The 14,716-nt window shown below is 74.7% G+C and carries 16 protein-coding genes; 11 read left to right on the top strand and 5 right to left on the bottom strand.

Annotated elements, in window-relative coordinates:
- Window positions 1-121: 121 nt before the first annotated feature.
- Window positions 122-1,447 (bottom strand): radical SAM protein, encoded by a 1,326-nt coding sequence (locus tag ACZ6EG_RS11960; RefSeq protein WP_384691886.1) that lies wholly within the window; start codon window positions 1,445-1,447, stop codon window positions 122-124.
- A 105-nt stretch (window positions 1,448-1,552) separates the two neighbouring features.
- Here ACZ6EG_RS11960 and ACZ6EG_RS11955 point away from each other — a divergent pair, with 105 nt between their 5' ends.
- The gene (locus ACZ6EG_RS11955) at window positions 1,553-2,809 is read left to right on the top strand and encodes an FAD-binding protein (protein WP_469603858.1); all 1,257 of its coding nucleotides are present in this window, start codon (window positions 1,553-1,555) and stop codon (window positions 2,807-2,809) included.
- Between the two features lie 97 nt (window positions 2,810-2,906).
- Window positions 2,907-3,572 carry a maltokinase N-terminal cap-like domain-containing protein gene (locus tag ACZ6EG_RS11950; RefSeq protein ID WP_469603855.1) on the top strand — a complete coding sequence of 222 codons (666 nt, stop codon included), beginning with the start codon at window positions 2,907-2,909 and terminating at the stop codon, window positions 3,570-3,572.
- Between the two features lie 10 nt (window positions 3,573-3,582).
- Here the strand turns inward: ACZ6EG_RS11950 and ACZ6EG_RS11945 are convergent, their stop codons facing one another.
- Both ACZ6EG_RS11945 and ACZ6EG_RS11940 read right to left on the bottom strand, forming a co-directional pair.
- Entirely contained in the window at window positions 3,583-4,107 is a 525-nt protein-coding gene (locus ACZ6EG_RS11945) for a hypothetical protein (RefSeq protein ID WP_469603853.1), read from the bottom strand.
- Complete coding sequence (locus tag ACZ6EG_RS11940) at window positions 4,104-5,810, bottom strand: PHP domain-containing protein (protein WP_469603850.1); 1,707 nt, start codon at window positions 5,808-5,810, stop codon at window positions 4,104-4,106. Before ACZ6EG_RS11940 ends, ACZ6EG_RS11945 begins: the two co-directional genes overlap by 4 nt.
- A 149-nt stretch (window positions 5,811-5,959) precedes the next feature.
- Between ACZ6EG_RS11940 and ACZ6EG_RS11935 the strand changes: the two genes are divergently transcribed.
- Window positions 5,960-6,544 carry a TetR-like C-terminal domain-containing protein gene (locus ACZ6EG_RS11935; protein ID WP_469603847.1) on the top strand — a complete coding sequence of 195 codons (585 nt, stop codon included), beginning with the start codon at window positions 5,960-5,962 and terminating at the stop codon, window positions 6,542-6,544.
- On the opposite strand, the gene ACZ6EG_RS11930 is transcribed toward ACZ6EG_RS11935, so the two are convergent.
- Complete coding sequence (locus ACZ6EG_RS11930; RefSeq protein WP_469603844.1) at window positions 6,537-7,301, bottom strand: isocitrate lyase/PEP mutase family protein; 765 nt, start codon at window positions 7,299-7,301, stop codon at window positions 6,537-6,539. The genes ACZ6EG_RS11935 and ACZ6EG_RS11930 overlap by 8 nt on opposite strands.
- Entirely contained in the window at window positions 7,298-7,792 is a 495-nt protein-coding gene (locus ACZ6EG_RS11925; RefSeq protein ID WP_469603841.1) for a hypothetical protein, read from the bottom strand. Before ACZ6EG_RS11925 ends, ACZ6EG_RS11930 begins: the two co-directional genes overlap by 4 nt.
- Before the next feature lie 119 nt (window positions 7,793-7,911).
- On the opposite strand from ACZ6EG_RS11925, the gene ACZ6EG_RS11920 reads away from it, so the two are divergent.
- The 8 genes from ACZ6EG_RS11920 (at window position 7,912) to ACZ6EG_RS11885 (ending at window position 14,633) form a co-directional block, all read left to right on the top strand.
- Window positions 7,912-8,448: a hypothetical protein gene (locus tag ACZ6EG_RS11920; RefSeq protein ID WP_391968569.1), complete on the top strand. Its 537-nt coding sequence runs from the start codon at window positions 7,912-7,914 to the stop codon at window positions 8,446-8,448.
- A gap of 70 nt (window positions 8,449-8,518) precedes the next feature.
- On the top strand, window positions 8,519-9,427 hold the full coding sequence (gene mmuM, locus ACZ6EG_RS11915) for a homocysteine S-methyltransferase (RefSeq protein ID WP_391968570.1): 909 nt from the start codon (window positions 8,519-8,521) through the stop codon (window positions 9,425-9,427).
- A gap of 112 nt (window positions 9,428-9,539) precedes the next feature.
- Entirely contained in the window at window positions 9,540-10,469 is a 930-nt protein-coding gene (locus tag ACZ6EG_RS11910) for a DUF4129 domain-containing protein (protein ID WP_391968571.1), read from the top strand.
- A 661-nt stretch (window positions 10,470-11,130) separates the two neighbouring features.
- Window positions 11,131-12,057: an AAA family ATPase gene (locus ACZ6EG_RS11905; protein ID WP_469603836.1), complete on the top strand. Its 927-nt coding sequence runs from the start codon at window positions 11,131-11,133 to the stop codon at window positions 12,055-12,057.
- Window positions 12,054-13,421 (top strand): DUF58 domain-containing protein, encoded by a 1,368-nt coding sequence (locus tag ACZ6EG_RS11900; protein WP_469603833.1) that lies wholly within the window; start codon window positions 12,054-12,056, stop codon window positions 13,419-13,421. The genes ACZ6EG_RS11905 and ACZ6EG_RS11900 overlap by 4 nt, the downstream gene beginning before the upstream one ends.
- On the top strand, window positions 13,418-14,002 hold the full coding sequence (locus ACZ6EG_RS11895) for a hypothetical protein (protein ID WP_391968575.1): 585 nt from the start codon (window positions 13,418-13,420) through the stop codon (window positions 14,000-14,002). The genes ACZ6EG_RS11900 and ACZ6EG_RS11895 overlap by 4 nt, the downstream gene beginning before the upstream one ends.
- A gap of 10 nt (window positions 14,003-14,012) precedes the next feature.
- Window positions 14,013-14,159, top strand: a complete 147-nt coding sequence (locus ACZ6EG_RS11890; RefSeq protein WP_391968576.1) for a hypothetical protein — start codon at window positions 14,013-14,015, stop codon at window positions 14,157-14,159.
- A 135-nt stretch (window positions 14,160-14,294) separates the two neighbouring features.
- The gene (locus ACZ6EG_RS11885; protein WP_391968577.1) at window positions 14,295-14,633 is read left to right on the top strand and encodes an STAS domain-containing protein; all 339 of its coding nucleotides are present in this window, start codon (window positions 14,295-14,297) and stop codon (window positions 14,631-14,633) included.
- The last annotated feature ends 83 nt before the right edge of the window (window positions 14,634-14,716 follow it).

Raw genomic sequence — 14,716 nt, 5'->3', positions numbered from 1 at the left:
CTCGCGGCAGCGCAGAGCTTCGCACGTCTTCTGCACGACTGACAAGCGACTGGTCGGGACGAGGAGCGGGACGGCGAAGACCGGCGGGCGCGGTGCGCCGCCCGCCGGTCCGCACGCCGGCTCACACCTCGACGGGCGCGTCCTCGGGCAGGCTGTCCATGAAGGAGCTGACGGAGAAGACCGCGTTGCCGGCGCCGGGCGGGCCGTAGCCGGGGGGCGAGGAGAGGCCGAACTCGTCCATCGTCTGCCGGTAGGCCTGGAGGAGCCGGATGTGGTACTCCAGCGGCGCGCCCTGCGGGTTGGCCTTGCCGAGCGGGGTGGTGGGCTCGGGGCACCAGGTGGTGAAGCGGGGCGTGATGCCCTGGGACATGAAGAAGCGCAGGCCCTCGGTGGTGGAGGCGATGGCCTCGTCGACGGTCTTGAAGCCGAAGGGCTCGGCCATCTCGACGCCCGCCACGAAGTTCGGGATCACGTTGCGCGCGCCGAAGACCTCGGTGGAGTCGAGGATGCGCTTGTGCCACTCGTCGCGGCCGACGTAGCGCTCCTTGCCGGGGCAGTACATCTTGAACAGGTACTCGTCCCACACCTCGTAGTTGGGGTGGTAGATCTGGACGCCGTAGTCCTTGAAGCGCTGCACGTCGTCCTTGGGCAGGGCCTGCGCGACGACCTTGCCGATCCAGCGGCCGGGGAAGTGCTCCTCGATGGCCTTGGCGTAGCGCCCGTAGAAGTCCGCCTCGTCCAGACCCTGGACCTTCGACGTGATCGCGCCGCCGGTGAGGGTGTAGGCGGTGGAGGTCTTCGCCGTGTCGTACCTGTTGATGATGTCCAGCGCTTCGAGGACCTCGTCGACGTCCTTCACACCGGTGTACGGGCGGCCCGCCGCCTTGTGCTGGCGCCAGTTGTGGTTGATGTCGCAGTACTGGCACTCCTCCTTGGCGCCGAAGTACTGGCAGACCCGGAAGGCGGTCAGGTAGATCAGGTAGCCCCACTGGATGGTGGGGGCCACCTCCATGACCGACTTCCCGTTGGCGAGCTTGTGGCGGTAGTACTCCGGCATGGGCGGCACGCCGACGTCGGAGATCCGCTTGCCGTCGAGGTACAGGCCGAGCTGGTTGTGCTCGTCGGCCGCGACGCGGTACGGCGAGGACGGGTTCACGCGGACCGAGACGACGGTGCGGCGCAGGTCGTAGGGGCCGCCGGTGAGGATGATCTCCTCGGGCGGGCGGCGCAGCGCGGCCTCGCCCAGCTCGGGCAGGGTGCCGTGGTCGAAGGAGAAGATGAAGTACGACTTCGGCTTGACCTCGCCGTCCTCGTTGTCACTCAGCGCGGAGGGGTCGAAGGCCACCCCGCCGCGGAGCAGGTCCTCCTTGAAGACGGCTTCCCGCGGTACGTGCGGAAAGCGCTCCATAAGATCCTCGACCAGCGCGGTGCGGCTGCCGCTGCCCATCCGTGTCTCCTCCCGGCTCAGGCGTTCGACTTCTCACGGTATGCCCCCGCCGGTGCGGCTTCCCGCCCGGGGCCCCCTCAGGCGCGCCGGGTAGGTTTCCGCGGTATGAGCGACATCACCGTGACCAACTGGGCCGGCAACATCACCTTCACGGCCGGGGAGCTGGCGCGGCCGCGTTCGACGGCCGCGCTGCGGGCCCTGGTCGCGGACGGCGCACGGGTCCGGGTGCTGGGCAGCGGGCACTCCTTCAACGAGATCGCCGAGCCGGGCGCCGGGGGCGTCCTGCTGTCGCTGGCCGATCTGCCGGCCGAGGTGGACGTCGACACGGCGGCCCGTACGGTCCGGGTGGGCGGCGGCGTCCGCTACGCGGAGCTGGCGCGACGGGTGCACGGGCGGGGGCTGGCGCTGCCGAACATGGCCTCGCTGCCGCACATCTCGGTCGCCGGTTCGGTGGCGACCGGCACCCACGGCTCCGGGGTGGGCAACGGTTCGCTGGCGTCGGCGGTGCGTGAGGTGGAGCTGGTCACGGCGGACGGGTCGACGGTGACCGTCGCGCGGGGCGACGAGCGGTTCGGCGGCGCGGTGACCTCGCTCGGCGCGCTCGGCGTGGTGACCTCGCTCACCCTGGATCTGGAGCCGGCCTACGAGGTCGAGCAGCACGTCTTCACCGAACTGCCGCTCGACGGGCTGGACGCGGCGGCCTTCGACGCGGTGATGTCGGCGGCGTACAGCGTGAGCCTGTTCACCGACTGGCGGGCGCCGGGCTTCAGGCAGGTGTGGCTGAAGCGGCGCACGGACCAGCCGCTGTCGGCGTTCCCGTACGCCGCTCCGGCGGCCGAGAAGATGCATCCGGTGCCGGGCATGCCGGCGGTCAACTGCACCGAGCAGTTCGGTGTGCCGGGGCCCTGGCACGAGCGGCTGCCGCACTTCCGCGCCGCGTTCACGCCCAGCAGCGGCGCCGAGCTGCAGTCCGAGTACCTGCTGCCCCGCGAGCACGCCGTGGAGGCCCTGCGCGCGATCGACGCGATACGGGCGACGCTCGCGCCGGTGCTCCAGACCTGCGAGGTGCGCACGGTCGCCGCCGACGCACAGTGGCTGAGCCCGGCCCACGGGCGGGACACCGTGGCGGTGCACTTCACGTGGGTGGACGACACGGCGGCGGTGCTGCCGGTGGTGCGGCGGCTGGAGGAGGCGCTGGTCCCGTTCGCGGCCCGGCCGCACTGGGGGAAGGTGTTCACCACGCCGGCGGACGAGCTGCGCGCCCTCTATCCGCGGCTGGACGACTTCCGGGCGCTGGCCGCGGCCCTGGACCCGGCGGGCAAGTTCACCAACGCGTTCGTGCGCGGGGTACTGGGCGGCTGAGCGACTCCCGTCCGCGTCGGCCCGGCGGATGGCAAGGTGTGATCACCACCTCCGGTCTGTGATCACCACCTCCGGTCGACGAAAGGGGACTGTCGGCATGGCCGTCATCCACCACACCTCGCTCAGTCCGACCAAGCTGGAACTGCTCGCCGCCTGGCTGCCGTCCCGGCCGTGGTACTCCGGCGCGGGTGAACCGGAGCTGGCCAGGGCCGGCGGCTTCCGGCTGGACGACCCACAGGGCGAGGTCGGGATCGAGTTCCTCGTGGTCACCGACGCCTCCGGCCCCCGCCCGTCCAGCTACCTGGTGCCGCTCACCTATCGTGCCGCCCCCCTCGACGGGGCCGAGGACGCCCTCGTCGGCACCATGGAGCACGGGGTGCTGGGGCGACGCTGGGCCTACGACGGCTGCCACGACCCGGTGCTGGCCGCGCAGTTGCCGGCGCTGATCGAGGGCCGGGTGTCGGCTCAGGACCAGGACACCAGCAACGTCCCCGACCGGGAGGTCACCCGCTTCTGGACCGGTGCCGGCCTTGCCCCCACGGACTTCGGCACTCCCCCCACCGACGACGCGTCGGGCACCGAGCTGCACGCGCCGGACGGCTCGGTCCTGCGCCTGCACCGGGTGCTGCGCGCCACCGCGGACGGCGCGCCCGGCCCGGCGCCGGAGACGGCGGGCCACGTCGCCGGCTCCTGGGCCCTGCCGGACGGGACCCGGGCGCGGGGGCTCTTCGCCGACCTGCGCACCGGGACCCGTTCCCGGTAGTCCCCGGACCTCAGTGGTCCGCGCAGCACGGCGTCGGGTCCGGGTCCTCGAAGGGCACCAGGGTGCCGCCCGCGGCGGGCATGGCCGCCAGGACGAGGCGTCCGTCCCGCCACTGCGGGCGGACGTGCTCCCGGGTGACCAGCCGGGTGTCCGGGGACGGCGCGTCCGGTGTACCCAGCACGGTCACCTCGTCGATCGCGGTGCGCGCGAGCAGCTCGGCGAGCGTCAGGGTGCCGGTGAGGCCGGCCGCCCCCGGGAAGAGGACGGCGCGGCCGACCGCGTCCGGGGCGCCGTCCAGTACGTCGTACCCCTGGGTGGTGAGCCGGTCCTGGGCGGCGCGCAGGACCGGCTCCGCATCGGCGGCCAGAGACAGGACGACCCGCGGGCGGCCGTCCCGAACCAGGTGTGTGCAGCCGAGGACGTCCTCGGGGAGGGCGAGTTCCGCCGCGAGCGCCTGGAGGAGGTGGTCGGCCTCGCGGAGCGTCGTCGCGTGGGTGTCGATGCCGATGGCGTACGGCGGCCGGGGCGGTGTCACGAGGGCAGGACCCACACCGGGTTGGAGTAGAACCACAGGTCGCGCCACGGGTCGGCGTCGCCGACGACGTCGATGGCGGGGCCCGCCGGGTCGACCTTCGCGCCCAGCGCGCCGACGGCGGACCGGTTGCCGTCGGAGCCGCGGGTGCGCAGGTAGACGGGGCGGTCGACGCGGCCGAGGTCGTAGGTGAGCCGGACGGTGCCGGAGTCCTTGTTCACTTCGTACGACGTGACGACCCGGGCGGTCGGTGCCGTGAAGGTGTCCCGGTCGGCGACCGGGCCGGTGACGTCGCCCTGGATGACGTCGACGCGGGCCAGTCGGGGCGTGAATCCGGCCCAGTTGGGGCCGCCGGCCAGGGCCACGTCGATCGACAGGGTGACCCGGGTGCCCTTGCGGACGTGCAGGGCGCCGCCGAGCGTGGCCCACCGGCCGCCGCCCGAGACGCGGACGTCGAGGCCGCTGACGAGCTGCCCGTGGTCGACCCAGACGCGGCCGGCGCGGATGCCGTCCATGACGGCGGCGTAGGAGAAGCCGTCGGAGCCGACGTGGGTGCGGCTGTACTGGCCGGGCCAGAAGTCGCCCTGGCCGATGTCGATCTTCCCGGCGTAGACGGGGTCGTCGTAGCGGCCGTTGGCGTTGAAGTCGCCGCCGCCGCGGGCGGCGGTGTCGGCGTACACCTGGTGGGAGTCGGAGTTGGCGGTGATCCACCAGGGGCGGCCCTCGGCGAGAAGGCTGTCCCACAGGCCGCCGACGGTGGCGGTCATCCAGTCGAAGCCGCCCCAGGTGCGGTAGCTCTCCAGCGGGTAGCCGGGGAAGGAGTTGACTCCGGGGCTGCCGTCGTAGATGCCGCGGGCCCCGCCCGCGCCGAGCGGCTTCGGCAGGCCGGCGGCCTGGTGGCCGGGGGCGCCCTCGAAGCCGACGGCGATCTGGTGGTGCGCGGAGGTGGCGTCGCGCCAGGCGCGGATCTCGTGCGGGGAGTCGATGCCCTTGCGCGCGGGGTGGTTGGCGAGCATCAGGGCGTCCTTGACCTTGCGCCGCTTCACCTGGTCGGCGAGGAAGGAGAGGCCGGCGACGGCGAGGGCCTCGTTGGCGGGCGTGGAGTCGCCGGCGCCCTTGACGCCGCCGTCGTAGTCGGTCTCGAACTGCTTGAGGACGGACACCTCGTTGCGGCCGGGGTGGACGAAGACCGTGCCGTGCTCGGCGGCCGGGATGTTCCACTCCAGGCCCTGGAAGACGAGGGTGTCCTCGTGGGCGGCCCTGGCCTCGCGGATGTCCGGGTTGACCTTCTCGACGCCGATCCTGGCGTGCGTGGTGCTGCCGTGGTCGGTGATGACCAGCCAGTCCATGCCGTTGCGGGCGCCCTGGCGGACCTGGTCGACGACGCGGTACTTGCCGTCGCTGCTGTACTGCGTGTGGATGTGGTGGTCCCCGGCGAGCCAGAGGAAGCCCTTCCTGGAGCGGCCGTCGCCCGCGGCCCGTGCGGGGGCGGCGTGCGCGGGCTGGGTCAGGACGGTACCGGCGGCGAGACCGGCGCCGAGCAGTCCGGCGCGGCGCAGCAGGCCCCGGCGCGACTGCTGTGCGGGGCTCAGGGCCTCGTCGGGGACGCTGGTGTCGAAGGCCGCGGGCAGGGCCGGCGCGGCCTCGTCACCGTGGTCGTGTGGGTGCCCGTGGTGGTGATGGCCGTGCCCGGGTCCGTGCCCCATGAAGTCCTCCTGGATACCGCCGCGGTGCGCGGCTGTGAGGAGGATCGAGGCAGAAGGTGAACGTTGAACGACTCCCGGGTGAGCCCCGCCTGCCGCCCTGCCTGCCCTAGCATGAAACCTAGGAACCCTAGGAAGCCGGAAGGTGGCCCATGCCCCGAGCGGGTCTGACGACCGACCGTGTCGTCGCGGCCGCCGCCGACCTCGCCGACAGGGACGGGTTCGAGAACGTCACCGTCTCCGCGCTCGCCCGGCACTTCGGCGTCAAGGACGCGAGCCTGTACACGCACGTCAGGAATCTCCAGGACCTGCGCGTCCGGGTGGCGCTGCTGGCCGGCGGCGAGCTGATCGAGGAGATCACGGCGGCGGTGGCCGGCCGGGCCGGCCGGGAGGCCCTCGCCGCCTTCGCGGGCGCCTACCGCTCGTACGCCCTGCGCCACCCGGGCCGCTACGCCGCGACCCAGTCCCGCGTCGACCAGGACCTCGTCGCCGACTCCCCCGCCCTGCGCCGCACCGCCGAGATCACCTACGGGATGCTCCGCGCCTACGGCCTCACCGAACCCGACCTCACGGACGCCGTACGCCTGCTGCGCAGCACCTTCCACGGTTACTGCGCCCTGGAGGCGGCCGGCGGTTTCGGCGCCCCGCGCGACGTGCGGGCCTCCTGGGACAAGGCGGTCGACGCCCTGCACATGGCCCTGGTCCACTGGCCGCGCGAGGAGCCCGGCGTCACCTGATGAGGGCCCGTACCTCGTCGTACGTCGGCGCCGCGCCGCCCGGGGCCCGGCCCGCGGCGATGTCGGCCGCCGTCTCCAGGGCTGCGCCCAGCGCCCGCCGGTACAGCAGCGAGCCGAGGCTGACCCGGCGCACCCCGAGGTCGGTGAGGTGCGGCAGGGAGGGGCCGGTGGGCGAGTGGAGGACGTTGAGCGGTACGTCGAGGTGGGCGACGAGGTCCGCGATCCGGCCCGGGTCGGTCAGGCCGGGGACGAAGACGCCGTGGGCGCCTGCCTCGCGGTAGGCCTCCAGACGCCGCGCCGTCTCCCGGGCACGGCCGTCGTCCTCGCCGGCCCGCAGCCAGTAGGTGTCGGTGCGGGCGTTGACGAACAGGCCGGGGGCCGCGGACCGGACCGCGGCGATCTTCGCGACGTGCCGGTCGGCGGGGCCCGCTGCGTCCTCCAGGTTGATGCCGACGGCCCCGACCACCGCCAGTTCCCGCGCGAACTCCCCCACCTCGTCGGGGTCGTCGCTGTAACCGTCCTCCGCGTCCACGGACAGCAGGAAGGGCTCCGACCCCAGGGTCAGGGCCAGCCGCAGCGTCTCGTCGCGGGTCGCCGAGGCCCCGTCGGGCAGCCCGGCCGCCGCCGCGACGCCGAGGCTGGTGGTGCCGACGGCCCCGAATCCCCGCCCGGCGAGCGCGACCGCGGAGGCGTGGTCCCAGGCGCACGGCAGGAGCAGGGGGTCACCGGCGCGGTGCAGGGCGGCGAAGGCGTTCACGAGAGGTCCCCGACCGCGTCGGCGTAGTAGACGGACTCCGCGAGGTGCGCGGCGAGTTCGCGGAAGCTCCAGCCCTCGCCGGGCGAGTGGTCGAGCTGCTCGTGGGTGAGCGCGTCGAGGCGGTTGGCCCAGATGCGGGCGAGCCGGGTGAGGCGGCTGCGGGCCTCGTCGAGGTCCTCCCGCGTGAAGGGGGCACGGTCCGCCTCCGTGGTGACCAGGGAGGCGTGCCAGTGGTCGGGCTGCGTCTCCTCACCGGCCAACCGGGCCTCCAGTTCGGCGAGATGGTCGACCATGTGGTCGGCGACGCGCCGGATCGCCTTGTGCGGGGTGTACACGCGGCCGTCGACCTGGGTGGGGCGCCCGTCCCAACCGGTCCAGGTGGCGGCGAGCGCGAGGACGTGGTCGACCATGCCGGTGACGGTGTCGGCGGGCGTGGGCGTGGGGGCGGTGGTGGCGGCGGGCGTGCGGGTGGCGGTGTTCGTGTCGCTCATGTCCCCGACGCTAGGGGCCCGTCGCTTCGGTGCCGACCGAAGTGTCCCCGCCCCTCGTGCGGGTACCCGCACACGCACCTGACGTCACCAAGAGGTGCTACGGACCTGGGGGGTTGAGCATGGAGCGACCTGAGCGGGACGCCGACCGTCCGCGGCGGCTCCGGCGGGACAGCCTGTGGGTGATCGGCCTGGGGGCGCTGGCCGCGGGCCTCGTGGTCCGGCTGCTCTTCAACGGGGCCGGGGCCTGGCCGTCGGCCCTCGTCGGCGCCGCCGCGATGAGCGCCTGGGTCGTGTTCCTGGTCCGGCGCCGCCGCCGTGACGACGCGCGGGACACCGGCGCCGAGCCCGACGACGTACCCGCCATGGAGCGGCGGATCCTCAAGGGCGGTCCGCCTCCCGAGGATCCGCGACGCCGGCAGGCCATGGCGGCGCTGGTCGACTCCCGTCAGCGACGGTTGCGGCGCCACCGCTGGTGGGCCTTCCCGCTCCTGTTCCTGATCTTCTTCGGCACGTCCGCCCTGTGGTTCGCCGCCGGGTCGGTCACCGCCGGGAGTGGGATGCTCGTCCTGGCGGTCGTCTCCGTGGGGTGGCTGGCCTGGTACAACGTCCGTTTCGACCGACGCCTGACGCAGATGCGGCACCGGCTGCGGGCCTGACCTGCGGGACGCGGGTGTGCGGGTCGGGATCGTTCAGCGGGTCGCCGACGGCCCGACTAGCCTCGTCTCCATGACCAGCGACTTCACCGACGCCCTCACCTCCGGCCCCCCGCTGGTGCTCGACGGCGGGATGTCCAACCAGTTGGAGGCGGCGGGCCACGACCTGGGGGACGACCTGTGGTCGGCGCGACTGCTCGCGGAGGACCCCGGCGCGCTCACCGAGGCCCACCTGGCCTACTTCGAGGCGGGGGCGGACGTCGCCATCACCTCCAGCTACCAGGCCACGTTCGAGGGCTTCGCCCGGCGCGGCATCGGCCCGCAGCGGGCGGCCGAGCTGCTCGCGCTCAGCGTGGAGTCGGCGCGGGCCGCCGCCCGCCGGGCGCGGATGGACCGCCCGCTGTGGGTGGCGGCCTCCGTCGGCCCCTACGGGGCGATGCTCGCCGACGGCTCCGAGTACCGCGGCCGGTACGGGATCGGCGTCGCGGAGCTGGAGCGCTTCCACCGTCCCCGGCTGGAGGCGCTGGCCGCCGCCCGGCCGGACGTGTTCGCCCTGGAGACCGTCCCCGACACCACCGAGGCCGAGGCGCTGCTGCGGGCGGTGCGTGGACTGGGCGTGCCGGCCTGGCTGTCGTACACCGTCGCGGGCGACCGCACCCGCGCCGGTCAGCCGCTTGAGGAGGCCTTCGCCCTGGCGGCGGACGCGGCGGAGGTGGTCGCGGTGGGCGTGAACTGCTGCGCGCCCGAGGACGTTCCCGGCGCCGTGGAGACCGCTGCGCGTGTCACCGGAAAGTCAGTTGTCGTTTACCCCAACAGCGGCGAGGCCTGGAACGCTGAGACGCGGGCCTGGGAGGGGCGTTCGTCGTTCGACGCCGGGCAGGTCCGCCGGTGGCGGGCGGCCGGGGCCCGGCTGATCGGCGGTTGCTGCCGGGTGGGGCCGCGGACCATCAGGTCGGTCGCGGCGGCGCTGGCGCCGGTGTGACCGGCTGCCGGTGGCACGGCCGTCGGGGGACGCGAGCCGGGCCGCGGTCGGCGCAGGTGCCGGGACCTCGGTGAACTGCCCATCGGGGACGGTGTGTTCGGCGGGGGGAGCCATGGAACACGGGGGGCGGGGCGGGCAGCGGTCGGTGCCCGGGGCGGTGGTCGCCGTCGGGGTGGTCGGGGCGCTCACCGTGGCCGCGCTCGCACTGCGGCCCTCGGAGGGGCTGCTGCACGCCGGGCGGGGGCCGCTCGGCCACGGGGGCGTCGTGATCGTGTCGTCCCTCGGCTGGACGGCCGTGGTCGTGTGGGCCGTCACCCGCCTGCGGGGCCGGTTCGGCTCCTACCGCGCCGCGCTGTCGCCGGGCGAGGAGCGGATGCGGGAGGTCGCCGCACGGCTGCTGCTCGCCGGGGCGGGCGTCATCGGGGTGCTGGCTCTGGTTCTGCACCGGTTCCCCGACGGCGCGGAGTCCGACCCGCCGCCGCCCCTTCCGACGCGGTTCCCCACCGCCGGTCCCGGCGGGCCGACGACCGGTGGGGGTCCGGCGGACACGTCGGACCTTCCGTCGTTGCCGCTGTACGCCGTGCTCGGGCTGCTGGCCGCGGTCGTCGTCGTGGTCGTCACACTGACCGTCGTACGACGGCTGCGGCGGCTCGGGCTCAGGGTGCCGCAACGCCCCGTCCTCGCGGGCACGGTGGCCGAGGACGACGAGGCGCGCCTGCTGCTGTCCGCCGTGCGGTCGGGCCGCCGCGCCCTGGCCGACACCGGTGACACCCGTGCGGACGTCATCGCCTGCTACGCCGCGATGGAGGACGCCCTCGTCGCCTCCGGTGTCCAGCGGTACGCCTCCGACAGCCCCGCCGACCTGCTCACCCGGGCCGCCGGCGCGGGTCTCACCCCCGGGCCGGCCGCACCGCGCCTCACCGCGTTGTTCCGCGAGGCCCGCTACTCCTCGCACCCGATGGACGCCGCGCACCGCGAGGCCGCGGCCCGCGCCCTGGAGGAGATCGCCGCACTGCTGCGGGACGGGGAGGGGACGCGGTGAGCCGGCGCGGAGAAGGGACCGCGGGAGGCGACGTGCTCACCCGGGGCCGGCTCGGCCTGCTCGGTGGCGCGGTCGCCGGCTCCGGTGTCCTGCTCGTCCTGCTCCTCGACGGGTTCGAGGCGGCCTGCGCGCTCCTGGTGCTGCTGACCGTCGTGGCGCTGGTCGTCACCCGGTACGTCGCCGGGGCGGCCGCGTTCGACTCCGCGCGCCGGGAGGAGGTGGGGCTGCTGCGGACGCGGGCGCCGGGGACGGGCGAGTGGCGGCGGAACGTGGGGACCGCCACGGGCCCCGACGGCGCCCTCTACTACCGTGCCGTGCTCCGCCCCGAGCTGCGCCACCTGTACGCCGCCGCGCTCGCCGAGCACCACCACGTCTCGCTCGACCAGCAGCCCGACCGGGCGGCCGAGTTGATCGGTCCCGAGCTGTGGCCGTGGCTCGGTCCGGAGCCGCCCCGCACCGGGCCCGACGGCGAGGTCCCCGTCGACGTGCTGCGCCGCCTCGTCGACCGGCTCGAAACGCTCGGCGCGCCCCGCACCCGTACACCCGCACCCGCACCCGCACCCGCACCCGTGAGGAAACAAGCGACGTCACGACTGACTCCACGCCCGGGCTCCGCACCGCCGCGCAGGTCGGCGAGCAGGCCGGCGCCGTACTGCGCGAGGTGGGCCGGGCCGTCGTCGGCAAGCCGGACGCGCTCGAACTGGTCATGCTGGGCGTGCTGGCCGGCGGCCACGTGCTCGTCGAGGACCTGCCGGGGCTCGGCAAGACCCTCCTCGCGCGGTCCTTCGCCGGCACGCTCGGCCTGGACTTCCGCCGCATCCAGTTCACGCCCGACCTCCTGCCCTCCGACGTCACCGGAACGTCGCTGTACGACCAGCGCACCGGCCGGATGGTGTTCCACCCCGGCCCGGTCTTCACCCATCTCCTGCTCGCCGACGAGATCAACCGGACGCCGCCCAAGACGCAGGCCGCGCTGCTGGAGGCCATGGCCGAGTCGCAGGTGACCGTGGAGGGCGAGACCCGGCGGCTCGCCGACCCGTTCCTGGTGATCGCCACGGCCAACCCGGTGGAGTACGAGGGCACGTACTCCCTGCCCGAGGCGCAGCTCGACCGGTTCCAGCTGCGCGTGCGGATGGGCTACCCGACCGGCGATCAGGAGCTGGCGATGTTGCGGGCCCGGATCGACCGGGCCGCGCCCGAGGCCGTCCTCGACCGCCTCGCGGGGCCGGCCGACGTCGTCGCGTGGCGGGCCGTCGTGGAGCGCGTGGAGATCGACGACGACCTGCTGGAGTACGCCGTCGCGCTCGTCGGCGCGACCCGCGAACATCCCCAGATCAGCATCGGCGCCTCGCCGCGCGGCGGGCTCGCCCTGGTGCAGCTCGCGCGTGCCCGCGCCGTGCTGGACGGCCGTGACTACGTCGTCCCGGAGGACGTCAAGGCCCTCGCGGTGCCCGCGCTGGCCCACCGGGTGTCGCTGCGGCCGGAGCTGTGGGTGCGCGAGGTGTCGACGGACGACGTGCTGCGCGAGATCGTCGGCAGTGTCAGTACACCGGCGACACGGCGCACGGCCGCCGCCGTCGCGTCGTGACCCCGCCCGTCGCCGCGCCGCCGGACGCCGCCGTGCTCCGCGCCCTGGAGGGGCGCACCGCACCGGCACAGCCGCCGCCCCCGCCGCCCGACGGGCCGCGCCCCGGCGAGCGGACGCTGCGCCTGCTGACCGTCGCCGTCGTCGCGCTGTCCGCCGCGCTGCTCACCGGGCGCGCCTGGCTGCTGGCCCTCGCGGCGGCCCCGCTGGTGCTGCTCGCGCTGGCCCTGCCCCGGGCCTTCGCCCGGCACGTCGAGGCGTCGACGACCGTGGAACCGGGCCGCTGTTTCGAGGGTGACACCGTCACCCTGCGCATCTCGGTGGCCCACGACGGGGATGCCGCCCGTCTCGACCCCGGTGTCACGCTCGGCCCGGGCCTGCGGCTGGACGAGGTCGTCGTCGGCCGGTCCACGGTGACGCTGCGCCACACCGCGCTGCACTGGGGCCGCTGGTCGCTCGGCCCGGTGGACCTCGACGTGTACGACGACGGGGGTACCGTGCGCCGCACCGTGCGCGTGGCGGCGGCCGAGGTGGCCGTGTTCCCGCGCGCCACCCGGGCGCGGTTCACGCCGATCCCGGCACGGCTGCCGCAGCGGCTCGGCGAGCACGCCGCGCCGCAGGCCGGGGAGGGCGTCGAGGTCGTCGGCGTGGGCCCCTGGGTGCCCGGGGAGCGGCAGCGGCGCATCCACTGGCCGTCGACCACGCGGCGCGGGACCGTGCAGCTCCACCGGTTCGCGGCGGAACGGGCCGCCGACACGGTGATGCTGATCGACGCGTTCGGGGACGTGGTCGACCCGGTGACCGGAGTGTCGTCCCTGGACGAGACGGTGCGGGCCGCCACCGGACTCGCCCGGGCCTACCTGCGCACCCACGACCGGGTGGGGGTCGTCTCGACCGGCGGCACCACACGCTGGCTGGCGCCGGGCACCGGGGACGCGGCGTTCTACCGCATCGTGGAGAGCGTCCTCGACATACGCAAGGACCGGCGGTTCGACGCGCCCGGTCTGGAGCGGCTGCCGCCGCCCGCCCTGCCGGAGGGGGCACTCGTCTACGTCTTCACCCCGCTCAGCGACGCCCGGGTGCTGAAGGTGCTGAGGGACCTCCAGCAGCGGGGGCGCCGCCCCGTCGTCGTGGAGATCCCGAGCGGCGATCCGCAGATGGAGCCGGACGACGTCGCCGGTGAGTTGGGGCTGCGCCTGTGGCGCGCGGAGCGGGACGCGATGCGTTTCGCCCTGCGGGACAGCGGGGTGCCGGTGCTGCGGCACGTGGTGGGTGAGCCGCTGGATCTGGCGTTGGCACCGCTTCTGTCGGGGCAGGTCGGCGGGAAAGGAATCGAGCGGGTCGGCGGGAAGGGGCGCGCGGGATGACGGTGCCGGATGCCCGGGTCGGCGTGCGCGCGTACCTGGGGTACTGGGCCGGCACCGTGCCGGTGCGGGTGCTCGGGGCGGCGGCCGTCGTGACGGCGTGGCGCCCGTGGGCGACGGTGAGCGGTGCGCCGGAGGCGCTCGCACTCGGCTGCGCGGTGCTCTTCGCCCTGTGGGCGGCGCCCTCTCCGGACCGGCGGCCGTCACTGGAGTCCACGCGCTGGTCCCACCGCCTGCCGCGGCACCGGACGACGGTGCTGGCGTCGGGTGTGGTGGTGATCGCCGCGTCCGGTGATCCGGCCTGGTGGGAGGGTGCCTGCGTGGTCGGGTTGTCGGTCGCCTACCTGGTGACGAGCGAGACGTGGCCGTGGCGGTGGGGGCGCGGACGCGTGCGCGTGTGGACCGAGGCGGTGGCGGCCTGTGCCGGGGCCGGGGTGGTGGCGGTCGCCGCGGTGCTCCCGGTGACCGGTGCCGGATCCGGACGGGGTCGGGTGGTGGCGGCCGGGGTTATCGTGGGCCTGGCGGTGGCCGGCGGTGGGGTGCTGAGCGCCCGTTGGCGGGGCCGGGAGCGGGATCCCCGCTGAAGGAGTGGCCGTGGGGCCGCCCGCTCGCTTCCCGCCCGTGCTGGAGCGAGCCGAGTCAAGGGTGACCCGAAGGGTCATCGGCGCAGCCGACGCGACCGCCTGGACGCTGGAGGCCCCGGACATGCTGGTCCTGAGCCACTCGAAGGTCACGTCCTGACCGCCGGCCCGGTCTCCGCCGCCCCGGAGGCCCGGGCCGCGTTCCTCGCCCGGTGACCTCGACCCGTCCCGCTCGGCGCCACGGGGTGACAATGGGAGACACGCCCGCCCGCACTGTGCCGCCGAGGAGGCCGTCGTGACCGTCGATCCCCTACGCCCGAGCCGGTCCGCCCCCGTGACGATCACCGAGGCCGACGAGCGGCACGCCGTTCTGGCCTTCTCCGGTGCCCTGGACGCACCCGCGCTGGGCCTCCTGGAAGAGCTGCTCCTCGACCCTCGACTGCGGCGACCGGGCGCATGGACCCTGGACATGAGCGACCTGACCCATATCGACCTGGCCTGCGCCTACGCGCTGCTGCGCACCGCCACCCGGGCCCCCGAACCCGCCGTCCTCACCGTCCGCGGCGCCCGCCCGGCGGTGCACCGCACCCTGCGGCACGCGGGGCTGGACACCGTCGCCACCTTCGTCGCCTAGGGCAGCCTCGGCCCTGCGACCGGTCCAGAACGCCCCAGAACGGTCCACCACCCCACCGACTTGCCTACTGGGAAAGTCATGGC

It is taken from the genome of Streptomyces sp. NPDC041968 (assembly GCF_055589025.1).
Note: the sequence above shows the minus strand (reverse complement) of the source record. Positions and strands in the feature narration are given on the sequence as shown.